Source organism: Streptomyces sp. AN091965, from assembly GCF_022698285.1.
Lineage (GTDB): Bacteria > Actinomycetota > Actinomycetes > Streptomycetales > Streptomycetaceae > Streptomyces.
The window spans coordinates 1,605,727-1,624,268 of record NZ_JALDMY010000001.1 but is presented as its reverse complement, the minus strand read 5'-3'; the positions used below and the strand labels follow the sequence as shown (position 1 = coordinate 1,624,268).

The 18,542-nt window shown below is 71.5% G+C and carries 16 protein-coding genes; 7 read left to right on the top strand and 9 right to left on the bottom strand.

Going from position 1 to position 18,542, the window contains the following annotated elements; genetic code table 11:
• Positions 1-104: 104 nt before the first annotated feature.
• Entirely contained in the window at positions 105-1,199 is a 1,095-nt protein-coding gene (locus MQV74_RS06270; RefSeq protein ID WP_242715030.1) for a serine hydrolase domain-containing protein, read from the bottom strand.
• Between the two features lie 395 nt (positions 1,200-1,594).
• Here MQV74_RS06270 and MQV74_RS06265 point away from each other — a divergent pair, with 395 nt between their 5' ends.
• Both MQV74_RS06265 and MQV74_RS06260 read left to right on the top strand, forming a co-directional pair.
• Positions 1,595-2,785, top strand: a complete 1,191-nt coding sequence (locus MQV74_RS06265) for a serine hydrolase domain-containing protein (protein ID WP_242715029.1) — start codon at positions 1,595-1,597, stop codon at positions 2,783-2,785.
• A gap of 181 nt (positions 2,786-2,966) precedes the next feature.
• Complete coding sequence (locus MQV74_RS06260) at positions 2,967-4,091, top strand: serine hydrolase domain-containing protein (RefSeq protein WP_242715028.1); 1,125 nt, start codon at positions 2,967-2,969, stop codon at positions 4,089-4,091.
• Between the two features lie 76 nt (positions 4,092-4,167).
• Here MQV74_RS06260 and gap read toward each other — a convergent pair whose 3' ends face one another.
• Both gap and MQV74_RS06250 read right to left on the bottom strand, forming a co-directional pair.
• A complete protein-coding gene (gene gap, locus MQV74_RS06255; protein ID WP_242715027.1) occupies positions 4,168-5,208 on the bottom strand; it encodes a type I glyceraldehyde-3-phosphate dehydrogenase in 1,041 nt (346 codons plus the stop codon).
• 38 nt (positions 5,209-5,246) lie between these two features.
• Positions 5,247-7,631: a phosphoketolase family protein gene (locus MQV74_RS06250; protein ID WP_242715026.1), complete on the bottom strand. Its 2,385-nt coding sequence runs from the start codon at positions 7,629-7,631 to the stop codon at positions 5,247-5,249.
• Positions 7,632-7,666: 35 nt separating this feature from the next.
• Between MQV74_RS06250 and ppk2 the strand changes: the two genes are divergently transcribed.
• Positions 7,667-8,467 (top strand): polyphosphate kinase 2, encoded by an 801-nt coding sequence (gene ppk2 / locus MQV74_RS06245; RefSeq protein ID WP_242715025.1) that lies wholly within the window; start codon positions 7,667-7,669, stop codon positions 8,465-8,467.
• 14 nt (positions 8,468-8,481) lie between these two features.
• Here the strand turns inward: ppk2 and MQV74_RS06240 are convergent, their stop codons facing one another.
• The 4 genes from MQV74_RS06240 to MQV74_RS06225 form a co-directional block, all read right to left on the bottom strand.
• Entirely contained in the window at positions 8,482-9,363 is an 882-nt protein-coding gene (locus MQV74_RS06240) for a universal stress protein (RefSeq protein ID WP_242715024.1), read from the bottom strand.
• 25 nt (positions 9,364-9,388) lie between these two features.
• On the bottom strand, positions 9,389-10,237 hold the full coding sequence (locus MQV74_RS06235) for a universal stress protein (RefSeq protein ID WP_242715023.1): 849 nt from the start codon (positions 10,235-10,237) through the stop codon (positions 9,389-9,391).
• 147 nt (positions 10,238-10,384) lie between these two features.
• A complete protein-coding gene (locus tag MQV74_RS06230) occupies positions 10,385-11,008 on the bottom strand; it encodes a hypothetical protein (protein WP_242715022.1) in 624 nt (207 codons plus the stop codon).
• Positions 11,009-11,564: 556 nt separating this feature from the next.
• Complete coding sequence (locus MQV74_RS06225; protein ID WP_242715021.1) at positions 11,565-12,455, bottom strand: universal stress protein; 891 nt, start codon at positions 12,453-12,455, stop codon at positions 11,565-11,567.
• Positions 12,456-12,735: 280 nt separating this feature from the next.
• On the opposite strand from MQV74_RS06225, the gene MQV74_RS06220 reads away from it, so the two are divergent.
• The 3 genes from MQV74_RS06220 (at position 12,736) to MQV74_RS06210 (ending at position 15,211) form a co-directional block, all read left to right on the top strand.
• The gene (locus tag MQV74_RS06220) at positions 12,736-13,200 is read left to right on the top strand and encodes a cyclic nucleotide-binding domain-containing protein (RefSeq protein ID WP_242715020.1); all 465 of its coding nucleotides are present in this window, start codon (positions 12,736-12,738) and stop codon (positions 13,198-13,200) included.
• A gap of 164 nt (positions 13,201-13,364) precedes the next feature.
• Entirely contained in the window at positions 13,365-14,066 is a 702-nt protein-coding gene (locus MQV74_RS06215) for a response regulator (protein ID WP_242715019.1), read from the top strand.
• A 152-nt stretch (positions 14,067-14,218) separates the two neighbouring features.
• Complete coding sequence (locus MQV74_RS06210) at positions 14,219-15,211, top strand: Acg family FMN-binding oxidoreductase (RefSeq protein WP_242715018.1); 993 nt, start codon at positions 14,219-14,221, stop codon at positions 15,209-15,211.
• On the opposite strand, the gene MQV74_RS06205 is transcribed toward MQV74_RS06210, so the two are convergent.
• On the bottom strand, positions 15,197-16,939 hold the full coding sequence (locus MQV74_RS06205) for a sensor histidine kinase (RefSeq protein WP_242728519.1): 1,743 nt from the start codon (positions 16,937-16,939) through the stop codon (positions 15,197-15,199). The two genes, MQV74_RS06210 and MQV74_RS06205, sit on opposite strands and share 15 nt — an antisense overlap.
• A 281-nt stretch (positions 16,940-17,220) precedes the next feature.
• Between MQV74_RS06205 and MQV74_RS06200 the strand changes: the two genes are divergently transcribed.
• Positions 17,221-18,123, top strand: a complete 903-nt coding sequence (locus MQV74_RS06200) for a universal stress protein (RefSeq protein ID WP_242715017.1) — start codon at positions 17,221-17,223, stop codon at positions 18,121-18,123.
• Here the strand turns inward: MQV74_RS06200 and MQV74_RS41355 are convergent.
• Entirely contained in the window at positions 18,077-18,436 is a 360-nt protein-coding gene (locus MQV74_RS41355) for a Gmad2 immunoglobulin-like domain-containing protein (RefSeq protein ID WP_374120588.1), read from the bottom strand. The genes MQV74_RS06200 and MQV74_RS41355 overlap by 47 nt on opposite strands.
• Positions 18,437-18,542 lie beyond the last annotated feature (106 nt).

The window sequence follows — 18,542 nt, the reverse complement described above, 5'->3', positions numbered from 1 at the left end:
CGCAGGAACCCGGAAGAGAGTGATCGCGGCCCCCGTCCACGAGAGCCGCGATCACTCTGCTCGGTGTCGGGCTCCGCGCGGGCAGGGGGCCGGACCGAGAGGAGTCAGCGGCAGAGGGCCGCATCCACCGTGGCCTCCACACGCTGCCCGGACGCGTCACTTGGGATCATGGTCACCGCGATGTTGGCGGAGCGGCCGTCATCGGTGGCTCCCCCGGCGGTGTAGTAGCCCGGAATGGTCCCGCCGTGGCCCCAGTACAGGCCGCCGCACGACAGGGGTCTGCTCACCAGGCCCAGCCCGTAACGGACGCCGGGGCCTATCTCGTCGGCGCGGACGGTGGTGCGCATCTGCTTGCGCTGGGCGCTCTTGAGGAGAGGGTTGCCCTTGTCCTTGAGCAGCGCGGAGAAGAAGCGGTTGAGGTCGGAGTTGGTGGACACCACGGCGCCCGCCGCCCAGCCCCAGGAGGGGTCCAGTTCGGTGTAGTCGCGGAGCGACCCGTCGGAGTCCCGGTGGTAGCCCTTGGGGTGGGCCTTGCGGATGGTCATGTCCCCAGGGGTGGGGAAGTAGGTGTGGCGCAGGCCGATGCGGTCGATGACGCGTTTGGTGATCTCCTCGCCGAGGGGTCGCCCGGTGACCTTCTGGATGATCAAGCCGGCCAGCAGGTAGTTGGTGTTGTTGTACTCCCATTTCGTGCCCGGGGCGAAGTGGGCCTTCTGGGCCAGGGCCGCGTCGAGGAGTTCGCGCGGTTCGTAGTACCGCGTCGGATCGGTGAGGACGGAGTCCTTGTCCAGGTATTCGGGCAGGCCGCTGGTGTGCTGGAGGAGTTGGCGGACGGTGATGCGGTGTCCGTCGATGCCGTCGCCGCGCAGCAGGCCCGGCAGGTAGGTCTCAACGGGCTCGTCCAGGCGGACCTTCCCTTCGGCGACGAGTTGCAGGACGACGACGGCGGTGAAGGTCTTGGTGTTGCTGCCGGCGCGTATCTGGCCGTCGAGGGGAACCTTGGCCCCGGTGGCGAGGTCACCGACGCCGGCGGTGTACGTGCGGGTGCGGCCGTCGCGGCCCTTGACGGTGGCCAGTGCGGCGGGCAGGCCGTCGTCCTTCACCAGCGTGTTCAGGCTCGACTGGACACCGTCCGGCCTGCCGCCCGCGAACGCCGCGGTCGGTGCCAGCACCCCGGCCGCCACGATGCCGGCGGCCACGACCGCCACCGCCCGGCGTCGACCGTCCCGGCGGGAGCGCGGGAAGCGACTGCGCGATACATGCTCGTACACGGAGGAACCCCTCTGATGGATGGCGCCGGTGATTCCCGGCCTTCGCCAAGAGGAGCATTCAGGGGCGGGGAAGTTCATCCGCTCCCAGGACGAGCCCGGCCCTGGGAGCGGACTCCCCGCGACAACCCCAGGCAGGACCGTACTCCTGACCGCCGTCGACCTTCCGGACGAAGTTCGCCAGGAGCCTCAACTGCCCTGCATCCAGGCGCAGTCCATCCCTGCGACCACGGTTCACCGCGTCACCGCGAGCTGCGCGAGGGGCGCACGGGCCGGGTGAGTGCCGCGACCGCGGCACGGCACGCTCAACCACGAAGGAGCACGTCATGGCAGTACGTCGACGAGTGCACGCCGGGATAGTGGGGCTCGCCGCGACGGCGGTGGCCGCTAGCGCGTTCACGTTCCCCGCACACGCCGAGCCCGGGAAGGGGCACGCGGCGACCCAGCGCGCGATGGACGCCATGGTCGCCGACGAAGTCCCCGGGATCACGGCCACTGCAGTCGACAAGGGCGGTGCCTGGCGCGGGACTTCGGGCGTCGGCAACCTGAAGACGGGCACGCCGCGTGGCGCCGACGACCGGTTCCGGATCGGCAGCATCACCAAGACGTTCGTGGCGACCGTGCTGCTGCAGCTGGAGGCCGAGGGCAGGCTCGACCTCGACGACACCGTGGAGCGCTGGCTCCCCGGCCTCGTACGAGGCAACGGCAACGACGGCAGCCGGATCACCGTGCGCCAACTCCTCAACCACACCAGCGGGCTCTTCAACTACACCAGCGACCCGAAGTTCGCGCACGACGTTCTGCTGGAGGGCTTCCCCGCACACCGCTACGACACCCACACGCCGCGGGAACTGGTACGGGTGGCGCTGTCGCACAAGCCGGACTTCGCGCCCGGCACCAGGCACGCGTACTCCAACACCGGTTACATCCTGGCCGGGTTGATCATCGAGAAGGTCAGCGGCAACAGCTACCGGCATGAGATCCGTGAGCGCGTCATCAACCCGCTCGGCCTGCGGGCCACCCGCATCCCGGGCGCCGATCCCTTCCTGCCGAAGCCGAGCAGCCGGGCGTACTCGAAGCTGAGCAAGGACCCCGCCGCGACGAGGATCCACGACGTCACCGAGAACAACATGTCCTGGGCCTGGGCGGCAGGCGAGGGCATCTCCACGACCGGCGACCTCAACCGGTTCTTCAGCGCTCTGATGCGCGGCAAGCTGCTGCCCAAGAAGCAACTCGCCGACATGCAGACGACGGTGCCCACGCCCGACGACCCCTACTACTCCGGCTACGGCCTCGGGCTGTACAGCGTCAGGACGAGCTGCCACGCGAAGCTGTGGAGCCACAGCGGCGGCACCCCCGGCTCCATCACGGAGACCGTGACCACCGCGGACGGCCGTCACACGCTCACGTACAACGCCAACGGCGACTGGAGCGCGCGGGGCGGCGTGGCCGACGCGGAGTTCTGCGGAGCGGTCGGCAAGGGGAAGCGGGGTGAGCGTCCGGCGCCGCGGCTGTGACGTACCGCCGGAGCCGATGAGGTGAGGCGGACCGGGAGTCCGCTCCCAGGGAGGTGATGGGAGCGGACTCCCGGGAAGGCCGAGGGTCTGGTCAGGGTCATCCCTGATGGGTGACGGTGGGCACCTCCAGCAGAGTTGATCTCGCCGCTCAGGCCCGACACCCCACTCTGGAGGAACCCCGATGCGTCAACGTCTCGCCCTGAGCACCCTTGCTCTGGCCACCGCTGTCACCGCTGGTGTGGCGGCACCCGCGAGCGCCGCCCGGCCGGACCCCGTGCGACAGGGTCTTGAGACGCTGGTGGACTCGGATCACGCACCCGGCGCGCTGGCGAGCGTGCTGGACGGCAAGGGGAAGTTCCGCACCTACACCGCGGGGGTGGGGAACCGGGACACGCACGCGAAGATGCCCCGCGACGCCCAGGTGCGGATCGGCAGCGTCACCAAGTCGTTCACCGCGGCGGTCGTGCTGCAACTGGTCGGCGAGGGCGAGATCAGCCTCAACAAGCCGGTCGACAAGTACCTGCCGGGACTCGTCCGGGGCGAGGGGGTCGACGGGAAGCGCATCACGGTGCGCCAGCTCCTGCAGCACACCAGTGGACTGCCCGACTTCGAGGACGACGTCACCAGCGACATCCTGGAGCGCCGCTACGTTTCGCCCCGCGACGCCCTCGACATCGCCCTCAAGCACAAGGCCCTCTTCAAGCCCGGCAAGAAGTGGTCGTACAGCAACACCAACTACCTGGTGGCCGGCCTGATCGTGGAGAGGGTCACCGGCAGGCCCCTCGCTCAGCAGATCGACCAGCGCGTCATCCAGAAGCTGGGGCTGCGCCACACCTACTTCCCCGCCCCCGGCGAGACGACCATCCGGGAACGCCACCCCCAGGGCTACCGCCCGGAGCCCACGGGCGCACCCGCGCGCAACGTCACCGCGATCGACCCCTCCGCGGCCTGGGCGGCGGGCGCGATGGTCTCCACCAACTCCGACCTCAACCGCTTCTTCTCCGCACTGCTCAAGGACGACGGCAACCCTCTCCTCAAGAAGGCCCAGCGCAAGCAGATGCGCACCACCGTCGCCATGAAGGAGGGGGACTCCCGCTACGCCATGGGACTGGGGATCATGCGGGTCAAGCAGTCGGACACGTGCGTCTTCTGGGGCCACAGCGGCGGCATCCCCGGCTTCGGGACCTGGTCCGGGGCCACCGACGACGGCCGCGCCGCCAGCGTCACGATGACCCTGGAACCGAAGACCGGCGAAGCCGTGCAGCACCTTGAGGAGACCGTGGCGGCGGGTCTGTGCCGCCGCTGAACCACGCCGCTTGGCAGAGCTGCCCGCACCGTGTCGCACACTTTCAGCCGGTGGTGGACCTAGCCGTGATAGACCGTCAGCCACTGGCCGGAGAACCGTGAGGCCGGGCGCAGGCCGCCCGCGCTGTGAGGTCCAGGAGCCGGTGGGTGTAGCCCCACTCGTTGTCGTACCAGCCGAAGACCTTGGCCAGAGTGCCGTTGACCTGGGTCAGGGCGGGGTCGAAGACGCAGGAGGAGGGGTCTCCGATGACGTCGCGGGAGACGATGGGGGCCTGCGACACGCGCAGGATGCCGTGCAGCGGGCCGTCGGCGGCTTCGGCGAAGGCCGTGTTGATCTCCTCGGCTGTCGTCTCGCGGGCCAGGACCACGGCGAGGTCTGTGAGGGAGCCGTCCTCGACCGGCACGCGGACCGCGATGCCGTCCAGGGCGCCCGCGAGTTCGGGGACCACGAGGCCCACGGCGCGGGCCGCGCCGGTGCTGGTGGGGATGATGCTCAGGGCCGCCGAGCGGGCCCGGCGCAGGTCCTTGTGCGGGCCGTCGAGCAGGGCCTGGTCGTTGGTGTAGCCGTGGATGGTGGTCATCACCCCGCGCTCGACGCCGAAGCGCTCGTGCAGCACCTTGACCATCGGCGCGACACAGTTGGTGGTGCAGGACGCCGCCGAGACGATGCGGTCCCGTTGCCGGTCGTAGGCGTCGTCGTTGACGCCGAGCACGATGGTGGCGTCCACGTCCTTGCCGGGCGCGGACAGCAGCACCGTGTGGGCGCCCGCCTTCAGGTGCAGCTCGGCGGAGGCACGGTCCCGGAAGCGGCCGGTGGACTCGATGACGATGTCGACGTCGTGCTCGGCCCAGCGCAGGGCGGCCGGATCGCGTTCGGCGGTCACGGACACGCGGTGGCCGTCCACGGTGATCGAGGTGTCGTCGTACGAGACCGAGCGGCCGATGTGACCGAACGTCGAGTCGTACTCAAGGAGGTGCGCGAGGGTGGCGGGCGGGGCGACGTCGTTGATCGCGACGACCTCGATGCCCTGCGTGCCCGCTGCGGCGCGGTCGAGGGCCGCGCGCAGGTAGGTGCGGCCGATGCGGCCGAAGCCGTTGATGCCGACGCGTACGGTCATGGTGGTGTGCTCCTTCGCGGCTCGGGCGGATGGGGGCTTCAGCCGGTCCACGTCCACTCCGCGACCTCCGGCAGGTCGGTGCCGTGCTCGCGGATCCAGGCGTGGTGGCGGGTGCGGGCGTCCGCCATCTTCTGGCGCAGCTCGGCGGCGCGGACGCCGCAGCCGGGGGCGCGGTCGATGACGTCCATGACGAGCCGGTAGCGGTCCATGTCGTTGCGGACGACCATGTCGAAGGGCGTGGTCGTGGTGCCCATCTCCTTGTAGCCGCGTACGTGGAGGTGGAGGTGGCCGGTACGGCGGTAGGCGAGGCGGTGGATGAGCCACGGGTAGCCGTGGTAAGCGAAGATCACCGGCTTGTCGGTGGTGAAGAGGCCGTCGTACTCGAAGTCGCTCATGCCGTGCGGGTGTTCCTCGCGGGGCAGCAGGCGGGCGATGTCGACGACGTTCACCACCCGGACGGCAAGCTCGGGCAGATGGCGGCGCAGCAGCGCGGAGGCGGCCAGGATCTCCTGGGTGGGTATGTCCCCGGCGCAGGCCAGGACAACGTCGGGTTCGCGGCCGTCCCCGGCCGAGCCCGCCCACTCCCAGATTCCCGCTCCGCGGGCGCAGTGCGCGCGGGCCTGGTCCATGGACAGCCAGTCGAAGCAGGGCTGCTTGCCCGCGACGATGACGTTGACGTAGTCGCGGCTGCGCAGCGCGTGGTCCGCCACCGAGAGCAGCGTGTTGGCGTCCGGCGGCAGGTAGACGCGTACGACCTCGGGGCTCTTGTTGAGGACGTGGTCGACGAAGCCGGGGTCCTGGTGCGAGAAGCCGTTGTGGTCCTGGCGCCAGACGTGCGAGGTGAGCAGGTAGTTCAAGGAGGGGATGGGAGCGCGCCACGTCAGCTTGCGGGACGTCTTGAGCCACTTGATGTGCTGGTTGACCATGGAGTCGACGATGTGCACGAACGCCTCGTAGCAGGAGAACAGGCCATGGCGGCCGGTGAGGAGGTAGCCCTCCAGCCAGCCCTGGCAGAGGTGTTCGGAGAGGATCTCCATGACCCGGCCGTGGCGGTCCAGGTGCTCGTCCACCGCGAGGGTGGTGGCCTGCCACGCCTTGCCGCTGGCGTTGAACACGGCTCCTAGCCGGTTGGAGGCGGTCTCGTCGGGGCCGACGAGACGGAAGTCCCGGCGCCCCGAGGTGTCCTGCATGACCTGTTCCAGCAGGTCGCCGAGGATCCGGGTGGGCTCGTGCAGGCTGGATCCCGGTTTGTCGACGGGTACGGCGAAGCGATCGAGGTCCGGTATCGGCAGCTCGCGCACGAGCAGGCCGCCGTTGGCGTGCGGGGTGGAGCCGAGGCGGCGGGCGCCTTCGGGGACGCAGGCGAGCACCTCGGGAACGGGCCTGCCCTCGGCGTCGAAGAGCTCCTCGGGGCGGTAGGAGCGCAGCCAGGCTTCCAGTTGTCGCAGATGGTCCGGGTTGTCGCGGACGCCCGCCAGCGGCACCTGGTGGGAGCGCCAGGTGCCCTCGACCGGCTCGCCGTCGACCTCGGCCGGACCGGTCCAGCCCTTGGGAGTGCGCAGCACGATCATGGGCCAGGGCGCCCGCTCGGCCTCGCCTTCCTCGCGCGCCGCGCGCTGGATGCCCGCGATGCGCTCCACGGCCTGGTCCATGGAGGCGGCCATGGCGCGGTGCACGGTGTGCGGGTCGTCGCCGGTCACATGGATCGGCTCATGACCGTATCCGCGCAGCAGCGCGTCGAGCTCGGCCTCGGGGAGGCGGGACAGGACGGTCGGGTTGGCGATCTTGTAGCCGTTGAGGTGGAGGACGGGCAGGACCGCGCCGTCGTGCACCGGGTCGAGGAACTTGTTCGAGTGCCAGGAAGCAGCCAGGGGCCCGGTCTCGGCCTCGCCGTCGCCGATGACACAGGCCACAAGGAGGTCCGGGTTGTCGAAGGCGGCGCCGTAGGCGTGGGCGAGGGAGTAGCCGAGTTCGCCGCCCTCGTGGATGGAGCCCGGGGTCTCGGGGGCGACGTGGCTGGGCACGCCGCCGGGGAAGGAGAACTGCCTAAAGAGCCGCGCCATGCCGGTGGCGTCGCGCGTGACGTCCGGGTACGTCTCGCTGTAGCTGCCCTCCAGCCAGGAGTTGGCGAGCACGGCGGGGCCGCCGTGGCCGGGGCCCCAGACGCAGAGCGCGTCCAGGCCGCGTTCGCGCACGATCCGGTTGAGGTGGGTGTGCACGAGGTTGAGCCCGGGTGAGGTGCCCCAGTGGCCCAGGAGGCGAGGTTTGACCTGTTCGGCCGTCAGCGGCTCGGTCAGGAGCGGGTTGGCCAGGAGATAGATCTGACCTGCGGCGAGGTAGTTGGCGGCCCGCCAGTGGGCGTCCAGGGTGCGCAGTTCGTCGTCGGTCAGTACGGTGCTGTTCTGGTGTTCGGCCGAAGGCATGAGGACTCCGTAAGTCGTCGGACGGAGGGAACGGCATGACGGGCAAGGCGTCGTCGCTGCCGCGTGGGGTGTACGAGCGGGAGTTGCTGCGCCTGCAGACGGAACTGGTGAAGGTCCAGGAGTGGGTGCGCGCCGAGCGTGCCCGGCTGGTCGTGGTGTTCGAGGGACGGGACGCCGCGGGCAAGGGCGGCACCATCAAGCGGATCGCCGAGCACCTCAACCCGCGGGTCGCGCGCATCGTCGCCCTGCCCAAGCCCACCGAGCGCGAGCGCACCCAGTGGTACTTCCAGCGCTACGTCGAGCACTTGCCGGCGGCCGGGGAGATCGTGCTGTTCGACCGCAGCTGGTACAACCGCGCTGGGGTGGAGCACGTCATGGGCTTCTGCACCAAGGAGGAGCACCAGCTGTTCCTGCGCCAGTGCCCGATCTTCGAGCGCATGCTGGTGGAGGACGGCATCCTGCTGCGCAAGTACTGGTTCTCGGTGAGCGACGCGGTGCAGCAGGAGCGCTTTCAGCGGCGCCTGAACGACCCGACGCGGCGCTGGAAGCTGTCGCCGATGGACCTGGAGTCCATCACGCGCTGGGAGGCGTACTCCCGGGCGAAGGACGAGATGATGGTGCACACGGACATCGCGGAAGCACCGTGGTTCGTCGTCGAGAGCGACGACAAGCGCCGGGCCCGGCTGAACACGATCGCCCATCTGCTGGGCTCCGTGCCCTACCACGAAGTGGCACCACCGGTGCTCGAACTGCCGCCGCGACCTGCGCCGACCGGATACCAGCGCCCGCCGCGTGACCTGCAGACCTACGTTCCGGACCACGCGGCGACGCTCTGAACCGCGCACTCCGATCACGCTGCTTGCGGCACGACGGCGATCGGACAGGCCGAGTGGTGCAGGAGCATGTGCGCGACGCGGCCGAGCTGGAGCCCGTACGGTCCGTGCCGCCGCTGGGCGCCGACGAGGAGCAGGTCGGCACGGGACGAGGCGTCCAGGAGCACCAGATGCGCGGCGCCCTCGACGACGTGCTCCAGCACGGCGACGGAGGGGTACGCCGCCACCGGGTCCCGTAAGGCCATGGCGAGCGCGTCCGCCGCACGCTGCTCGTGGGAGGTGGCCGGCTCCCCGGGTTGGTGGGCAGGGACAGGTGTTTCGTACAGAGGACGGCGCCAGACATGCACGGCCTCCAGGACGGCCCTCCGTCGCTCGGCCTCATCGAAAGCGAACCGGACGGCTGCCGCGGAGTGCGGCTTGTCTCCGACGCCGACCACGACGCGCTGTTGCTTCCCCGGCATGGCCTGGTTGTCGTGGCTGCCGCGCAGCACGATCACCGGGCAGTCGGCACGCGCGGCGACGCCGAGGCTGACCGAGCCGAGCAGCAACTCGGCCAGGCGGCTGCGCCCGCGCGAGGCCACCACCAGTGCGACGGCGTCGCGCCCCTCACTCAGCAGCGCCGGGACCGGATCCTCGCCCCTGACCTGCAAGGAGATCGTGAGTTTCTCGTCGCGCCGGTGCGCGCGACGGGCGGCGGTGTCGACGACGAAGTCGGCCAGTTCCTTGACCGACGGCCTGCCCGGCGCGCCCGCGAGCGGGGTGTCCGTGTCGCCCTCCCGGGACGCGGCGTACACCAGGCGCAGCGGCACCCCGCGCAGGGCGGCCTCGTCGGCGGCCCAGTCCACGGCCCGCAGGCTGTGCTCGGAGCCGTCGACGCCCACGACTATGGGGAGTTCCATTCACCTCACCTTTCCTGAAGGACACTCAGTGGTGCGGGACGACCGCGACGGGGGACGCCGCGAGGCGAAGCACGCTGTGGGCCACGGGGCCGAGGCGGCCGATCGGTGTGCGGCGGATCCGGCGGCCGACCACCAGGAGGGAGGCGTCCTGGGAGGCGGCGGCCAGATGCTCGGCCGCACCGCCGGAACGGGCCTCGTCGACGATAGCCACTTGGGGGAACGCGCGGGCCCACGGGCGCAGCATCCCGGCCAGATCGGCCGGTGGCCGCCGGTCCGGATGCGCCTGCACGACGCGCAGGGAGGCGGAGCGGCAGGCAGCCGACTCGAAGGCGTACGCGATGACCGCGTCGTGCTGCTTCGCGGTGTTCAGACCGAGGACGACGGGCCGGTACGGGGTGGCCGCGGACGGGATGCCCGCGGGGTCCATCAGATGCTCGTCCACGGCCTGCTCGCTCGCGCGCACCAGCACCACAGGCTGTCCGGCGTGGGCGACGGACGCCAGCGCGACGGACCCCAACAGGAACCCGGTGATCCCGCTCAGGCCGCGTGAGCCGAGGACGAGCAGCGCCTCGTCGTCCCGTGCCCGCCGCGGCAGCAGGTCGCCGGGCCTGCCGGAGAGCCGTCGCACGCCGACCTTGACGCCGGGGTGGCGCAGGCGCAGCCCCTCGGCGTACTCGCGAGGGATGCGGTCGATCCAGTGGTGGCTCGTCTCCGGCCCCATGAGCGGCGCCTGCGCGATGGGCTCCGGCACGGGTTCCAGGACGCTGACGAGGGTGAGCGGCAGGTCCCGCAGCTTCGCTTCCCTGGCGGCCCACTCCGCGGCAGCCTGGCTCTCGGGTGAGCCGTCGAGGCCCACGATGACGGCTCGGGGCATGTCGTCCACCTCCTGGTCCGGCTCCTGGTGCGGTGTTCTCCTGTCAGCGTCGCGCGCGCCGCGCCCGTGGGGCAGGGGCCGCAGGTCCCCGCCCGGGACCGACAGACCCTGCCGCGCACCGGCCGCCCGCCCCGGTGCTCGACGGGCTCACCGCAGCCAGCTGCGGTCCCGTACGAACGGCAGCTTCGCCCAGCGGCCACCGGCGCCGAGCGCGTCACCGGCGGAGGCGAGGGCGAGTGCGATCAGGGCGACGGCGTAGACGACGTGGTAGTCCACGACGGGGTTGGTGGACATGCTCAGCGAGCCGTCGGCGAGGTGCTTGGCGGGCGGCCACTCGGCCATCCACATCAGGATCATCATCGCCGTCCCGGCGGCGGCCGCGAGACGCAGCGCGACACCGGAGACGAGGGCGAGGCCGATGCCGAGCAGCCCGGCCATGAACAGCCAGTCCGCCCAGGCGTCACCGGCCCAGGAGTGGAAGGTGGACTCCATCGGACCGGCCGCCACACCGCTGAGGAACCCCTTGGTGGGCGACCCGCCGTCGATCCAGCCCTTCCCGGAGACGGTGGCGTAGCCGAACCCGAAGGTCTTGTCGAGGAAGGCCCACAGGAAGACCGCCCCCATGAACAGACGCAGGGAGGCGAAGGCGTAGGCCCGCGTGGTGTGCGTGTGCGTGTGCGCGGCCGGGGACGCCGCGTGGGCCGCGGCGCGGCGCTTGAACGAGGGCAGCGGGAGCCCCGTGCTCCGGTGCGGGTGGTCGTGGGTGCTCATGGCTGTTCTCCTTACGTCGGTGTCTTCGCCGGGCACCCTCCACTCTGGTCACGCGGACTCGGCCGCGCCGTGTGCCGAACGTCCGGGACACCGGGGCCGGTAGGTCCTTCTGAGAGGTCCGGCCGGTCCCGGTGCGGCCGCGTCCGTACGGCACTGCGAGTGCCGTCGGCGAACGGGGGGACCACCGTGCACCGCCGCTCCAGGGTGGAACCGTGGACTGCGGACACTCATGGGAACGGGACCCGGCGCGACCATCGGTGTCGGCTCGACACTGATCGCGGACCGGATCCATTGGAAACGTGACCAGGACGCACGGCGGGAGGACGCGCGGCGTCAGCTCTACGGCGGGTAATGGCAGGGCGGCTGCGCTACCAGATGGCCATCACGGCCTCGGCCGCCGCCGTGGAGCCTTCCGACCGGTCATGGCACTGCGGGACGCCATACGAACGGATCTCGGGCCGGACGGGTGAGGCCGTGACGCGGCGGCAGGGCGCGGCAGCCGTGGCCGCTGGTCACCCGGTACGCGAACCGCGTCCGAAGGCTGGGCCAGCCGGGGTCACTGGTGCGGTACCACGGCCACCGGGCAGACGGCGTGGTGCAGCAGAGCATGGGTGACCGCGCCGAGGTGACTGCTGGACGCCTTGCGCCCCACGACGACGAGGGAGGCTGCCCGCGCCGCGTGGACCAGCGCACCGGTGGCCCGCTCCTCCGAGACGGACTCGACCACGGGCACCTCGGGGAACTTCGCGCACCACGGCCGCAGCGCGGCGACCACAGCGCGCTCCCGGTCCGCGAGCAACTCCGGCCCCGGGAACGGGGTTCCGTCGGAGGCACGCGGTGGCGCGGGTCGGAAGGCATGGAGGACGTGAAGGGGCGCGCCGTACCCCCGAGCGGTGCCGAAGGCGAACTCGATGAGCTCGTCACAGGGGTGCTCGGTGTCGAGACCGAGCACGACGTCGCGGTAGGGAGTTTCGGACACCTCGTCAGGGGAGATGCCGTGCAGGGCGGGCAGATGCTCATCGGCGGAGGTCTCGCCCGCGCGGACGAGCACCACCGGGCACGGGGAGTGGGCGACGACCCGCTGCGACACGTCACCGACGACGAATCCGGCGAGACGGCCGAGTCCTCGCGATCCGAGAACCAGCAGCTGCGACGTCTCGGCGGCCGAGACCAGAGCGGTGACCGGGGCGCCGGGCACCAGCCGCTCATCGATCCGCAGCCCTGAATGCGCGGCGCGGACGCTGCCCACGGCTTCGCTGAGGACCTGTTCGGCGGCCGCGCGCTCGGTGCTGCCGGCCGGGACGGAGGAGGCCGGATGCGGATGCCACCTCCAGGCGTGCACGAGGCGCAGCGGGACACCCCGGCGCAAGGCCTCCCGCGCCGCCCACTGAGCTGCCGCGAGACTCTCCGCGGAACCGTCGACACCCGCAGTGACGAACCGACCCATACCGCGCACCTCCCGCATCCGTGGCCGCGTCCGCTGACGACACGGCCCTCAGGATCGACCGTCGCGCCGGTACGCCGAGGAGGGAAGGGCCCGCACGGCCCTGGCAGAGGTCGTCCGGCCCGTTGGCGGCCGCCCTGTACCGCCCCACCGCAAGCCCGGGAGTGCCCGATGTCCTTCGTGGGAGCCGGGTGGCTGGTGTGAGGGCCGAGTGGCCCATGGCCGCGTACGGAGTCCCGGATCATGCTGGAAGGAGGTCCACCTGCCCGCCTTGGAGGACGCCATGAACGCTTCGTCCGCATCCAGTGCTCTGCGGTCGCTGCCCCACGAACATCGGGAGCGGCTGATGGGTGTCGCCCGCGAGGTCTCGTTCCCGCAAGGGACGCGGCTCTTCTCGGAGGGCGGGCGCGCCGATCACTTCTGGGTCGTGCGCACCGGTTCGATCGACCTCGACATGAAGGTGCCCGGACGCAGGGCGGCCGTCATCGAAACCCTCGGCCACGACGAACTGGTGGGCTGGTCCTGGCTGTTCGGGCCGTCCGTGTGGCACCTCGGCGCGGAGACGGCGTCGCCGGTGCGCGCCTACGAGTTCGACGCCGTGGCCGTGCGGGTCATGTGCCAGGACGATCCCGCGTTCGGCCTGGCGATCGCCCACTGGGTGGGCGGCACCCTCGCCCACCGACTGCGCTCGGCGCGCACCCGACTCCTCGACCTGTACGCACCGTACGGCAGTGGCAGCACATTGTGACCGATGCTGTGGCCGGACCTAGGTGGCTTCCGCCAACCTGAAGCCGGTCGGCACTGGTGCGCTTGATGCCGGCGAGTGATGATCTGCGTACCAGAGCGTGGTCATCGCGCGCGAGCAGCCCGCAGTCTGTCCTAGCCGCCGGCGAACAGGGGAACAGGGTCGTCATGACCGACACACGCACCTTCACGGAGCAGCACCCGATCCGCGTCTTCCTGCTGGACGACCACGAAGTCGTACGACGCGGCCTGGCCGACCTGCTGAACGCCGAACCGGACATCGAGGTGATCGGCGACGCCGACAGCGCCGAACACGCGCTGACGCGTGGGCCCGCACTGCGCCCGGACGTCGCGGTGCTCGATGTACGCCTGGCCGACGGGGACGGCATCACGGTCTGCCGCGAGCTGCGCAGTCAGATGCCGGACCTGGCCGTGCTGATGCTGACCTCGTTCGACGACGAGGAGGCCCTGCTCGACGCGATCATGGCCGGAGCGGCAGGATACGTACTCAAACAGATCAAGGGGTCCGACCTGGTGTCGGCGGTGCGCACCGTCGCCTCCGGCCAGTCCCTGCTCGACCCGATGACGACCGCGCGGCTGATGCGCTCCCTGCGTGCGGGACCCGCCGAGGCCCCTGCCGTCCCGTCCGAGCTGGCAGGTCTTTCGGAGCGGGAGCGGGACATCCTGGCCCTCATCGGCGACGGCCTCACCAACCGTGAGATCGGCAAGAGGCTCTACCTCTCGGAGAAGACCGTCAAGAACCACATCTCCCGGCTGCTGTCGAAGCTCGGGGTGCAGCGCCGCGTGCAGGCGGCGGTCATCGCCACGCAGTCGCAGTCTCCCGAGCGGGGTGATGACGCCGCTCGGTGACAGTGCGAGGGCCGCCCGGCCGCGGCGGGAGACCGCATGGCCCCTCCCGAGCGGCGCACGGACACCTCAGGCTGGGCGGCAGGAACACTCCGCAGACCAACGGTCGCGGAACGGCCCTGGTCGCCACGGCGCCGGGCGGGGAGGAGATCGCCATGAGTCCCACGACGCTCGACGCGTCCATCCTGGAGAAGCTGGTGTCCGCGGCCGTCGCCGCCCCGTCGCTCCACAACACGCAGCCGTGGCGCTTCCGGCTCGACCCGGACACCGTCACGCTGGAGATCCACGCCGCCGCGGAACGCGGCCTGCGCCACACCGACCCGACCGGGCGGGCCCTGCACGTCTCGGTCGGGTGCGCGATCCTCAACCTGCGTGTCGCGGTGGCCCACGTCGGCTGGGAACCGGTGACTCGGTTACTGCCTCGCCCGGACACGCCGGGGCTGCTGGCCGCGGTCCGGCTCGGCGGCAGCGCGCGGCCGCACCCCACGCGTCTGTACGACGCCCTGTGGCGCCGGCACAGCAGTCGGTTCCCCTTCTCCGAGACGCCGGTGCCCGCCGGTGTCCTCGCCGAACTCTCGGAAGCGGCCCGGTCCGAGGGCGCGTGGCTGACGCTGCCCTCCGCCGTCGAGACGCGGCGACTGCTGCGCCTGACGAGGGAGGGCGAACGACGCAACAACGCCTGCGCGGACAGGGCCACGGAGAGCCGCCATTGGGTGCGCGAGCCGGACCGGTCGGGCCTCGGCATGCCCGCACGGACACTGGGGCCGCAGGACTTCCAGGAGCAGATGCCGATGCGGGACTTCGGCGCCCATCTGCACCCCGGCGGGCTGCCCGCCCAGGCCTTCGAGCGGCACCCGGCGATCGCCCTGCTGTCCACGGCGCACGACCGGCGGGCCGACTGGCTGCGTGCGGGCCAGGCCCTGGAGCGGGTGCTCCTGGTGGCGACCACGCATGGTGTGCGCGCGTCGCTGCTGCACCAGGCGCTGGAATGGCCGGACCTGCGCGAGCGGCTCGCACCACCACCCAGCCACGGGAGTGGCCACGCGCAGATGGTGATCCGTCTGGGCTACGGCCCGACGGGGCCGTCCACGCCGCGCCGAAGCGTCCCGCAGGTGCTGTCCAGGAGCGGTGGTTCAGCTCGCCCGTGAACCGGTCGGCACCCGCCACACCAGCCGCGTACCGCTTCCGTCCAATCCCTCGCCGATCGCGAGTGCCCCGCCGAGCGCACGGGCGCGCTCCGCCAGGTTCCGCAGACCGCTGTGCTCGACCTCCTGGGGGATGCCACAGCCGTCGTCGGTCACTGTGAGCGTCAACTCTCGGTCGGCGCAGTGCAGGTGCACGTCCACAGAGCGTGCCCGCGCGTGCCGGGCCGCGTTGCTCAACGCCTCGCCGAGGACGGCGAGTACGTGGTCGGCGACGTCAGCCGGGACGTCGGTGTCGACGAGTCCTTCGATCCGCAGGGCGGGGGTGAAGCCGAACGAGGCGGCCGAGTCACCCACTACCTGCGACACCCGGCCCCGCAGGCCCTCGCGCTCCGCCCCACCGCCGTGCGTGCGCAGGCCGAAGATGGTCGATCGGATGATCTTGATCGTGTCGTCGAGATCGTCGACCGCTCGGGACAACCGCTCGACGGCCTCGGAGTGCTCCACGAAGCGCTGCGTGCTCTGCAGCGTCATGCCGACCGCGAAGAGCCGCTGAATGGCCAGGTCGTGCAGGTCGCGCGCGATCCGGTCACGGTCCTGGAGCAGGGCGATCTGCTCCGCGTCGCGACGCCGGTCGGCCAGCTCCAGGGCCAGCGCCGCCTGCCCCGCGAACCCCAGCAGTGGCCCGGCGTCGGCGTCGGAGAACGGCGTACGACCGCCCAGACGCCCCAGCACCAGCACGCCCCGGGCCTTGCCGCTCACACCGAGCGGCACCGCGACCACCGGACCCAGCCCGGCCCACGGTGAGCCGTCGCCGCCCCCGAGAGGGTCACGGGCGATGTCGGCGCTGACCACGGGTTCCGCCGTGTCGAGCGCGGCCCCGATGAGCCCCTCGCGCGCCGAGAGCACGAGACCCGCGCGATGCTCCGCGTCCGCCCCGACCGCGAGCACCGGCCGCATCTCCTCAGACTTGGCGACGTACTCCGCGATCATCCCGACGTCGGCCGACACGATCTCCCGAGCCTGCTCGACGATCAGTTCGAGGACCTCGGTGCTGGGCGCCCCCGACAGCAGGGTGCTCGTGACCTGGGCGCTGGCTCGCATCCAGCGTTCGCGCAGCCGCGTCTCCTCGTACAGGCGCGCGTTCTCGATGGCCACCCCGGCCGCCACGGCGAGGGTGGACAGCACGGACTCGTCCTCGGCGTCGAACTCCTCGGCGCCGCGCTTCTCGGTCAGATACAGATTGCCGAACACCTTGTCGCGCACCCGGATGGGCACCCCGAGGAACGAGTGCATCGGCGGATGCCCTACGGGAAAGCCGTACGACGACGGATGCTCCGAGAGTTCCGGCATCCGCAGCGGCACCGGGTGCCGGATCAGCTCACCGAGAATGCCGTGGCCGCTGGGCAGGTCACCGATCCGGGCCCGCTCCTCCTCGTCGATGCCCACGGTCAGGAACTGGGACAGCGTGCGATCGTCGCTGATCACTCCGAGGGCGCCGTACTCAGCGTCCACGAGGACCACGGCGGCCTCCACGATGCGCCGCAGCACCTGCGGCAGGTCCAGCTCCCGGCCCACGGACAGCACCGCTTCCAGCAGGCTGTGCACGCGGTCGCGGGTTCCCCGGGCGGCGTCGATGCGGGTCTGGAGTTCGTCGAGCAGCTCGTCGAGGCGCAGCTTGGGCAGATGCCGCTCGGCGTCACCGGCCCGGTCGCCGATCGCGTCCCCGGTCATCGCTTCCTCCACCCGCTTCACGTGGACATGGTGTGGTCAACCGATGGCGCCGGGTCTCACCGTACCGTCAGCGGAGCGGTGCCGGGCGTCGTCGGGGCGAGGTGGGCAGGGACGTACGGACCTGAGGAACGGCCCCCTCGGCCGCTGTCCGTCACCGTGCGGGGGCACGACGATGGCGGAACAGGAGCGTACGGAGCCGGCAGGAGCGTACGGAGCCGAGCGGAACACGTCGCCCGGTGGGGCGGACGCGTCGGGACAGACACATGTGGGGGTGCCGTGCCATGCCGCGTCAGGTGATCGTCGGAGTCGACGAATCCCACGAGAGCCGCGCCGCTGCCGCGTGGGCGGCCCGCGAGGCCTCGCGCCGCGGGGTCCCACTGCGCGTGCTGCACGTGCGTGCCTGGGGCCCGCCCGTGTCGTCCGGGGCGTCACAGAGCGCTGCGCGGCGTCTGGCACGGCGTGTCCTGCGCGGGGCGGAGGAGCACGCGCGGGCCGCGTGCCCCGGTGTGGACGTCGTGGCCGAGCAGACCGGAGGGCCCGCGTCCAGGGCGCTGCTGTGCGCCGCTGAGGAGGCGGACGCGCTGGTGCTGGGATCCCGTGGTCTGAGCGCCCTCACCGGCTTCGTCCTGGGGTCGGTCGGCCAGTCCGTGGTGGCCAGGGCTCCGCGCCCCGTCGTGCTCGTCCGTGTCGGGTGCGGCTCCGACGATCGGTGGCCGTACGACACCCGCGACGCGGGCCCGTCCCGTGCCGTCGGCCGCGACGTCGTGTTGGGGCTCGATCTGTATGACCCCTGCGACGAGGTGATCGACTTCGCCTTCGACGCGGCGCGGCTGCGGAACACCGGGCTTCGGGTGGTGTCCGCCTGGAGCGGGCCGTCAGCGTTCACGCTCGGCCCGGGGGAGGTGGGCCTGATCGACGGGCCACGGCGGGCGGAGGAGTGGCGCGGCTTCCAGAGCGCCGTGCTGCGGACGTGGCGGGACAAGTACCCCGCAGTCGCCGTGACGGGGGACGTCGTCGAGGGCAGGGCCTCGCCGTCGCTGGTGCGGTCCGCCGCCGGAGCCAGCCTGCTCGTGGTGGGACGGCGCACGCGCCAGGAGCCGTGCGTGGGCACGCGCACCGGTCCCGTCACCCATGCGGTCAGCCGTCACGCCCGCTGCCCGGTGGCCGTGGTTCCTCATTCCTGAGTCCCTTGGCGCCCCGAGAGGGCGGGGCGCGCACTGCATCCGCGCGCGTTCGGCCGCCGTCACAGCGGCGGCCGAAGGGCAGCTCAGGCGCCCATCGGGACGCGGAGCACCTGCTCCGGCATGATCTTGTCGGCGTCTGGAACTGCCCGTGCTCGCCCGTCCCGCCGCCGACCGTGAAGTGGCCGGCCACCTCGTCGTGCCCGTCACTGATGCGGTACTGGAGTGTGGCTTCGTGGCCCGTGCCGATGCCGCCCACGTGGACGGTGCTGGCCACCAGGTCGAGCCTGCGCGGCTGGTCGATCCGGTTGGTCATGGATCCTCCCGTGAGAAGAAGAGGGGATGCTCCTTCCCGACCACTCAACTCCCTTCCCAGAGCACGGCAAGAGCCGCTTTCGGGCACGCTGGCCGCGCACGTCGAA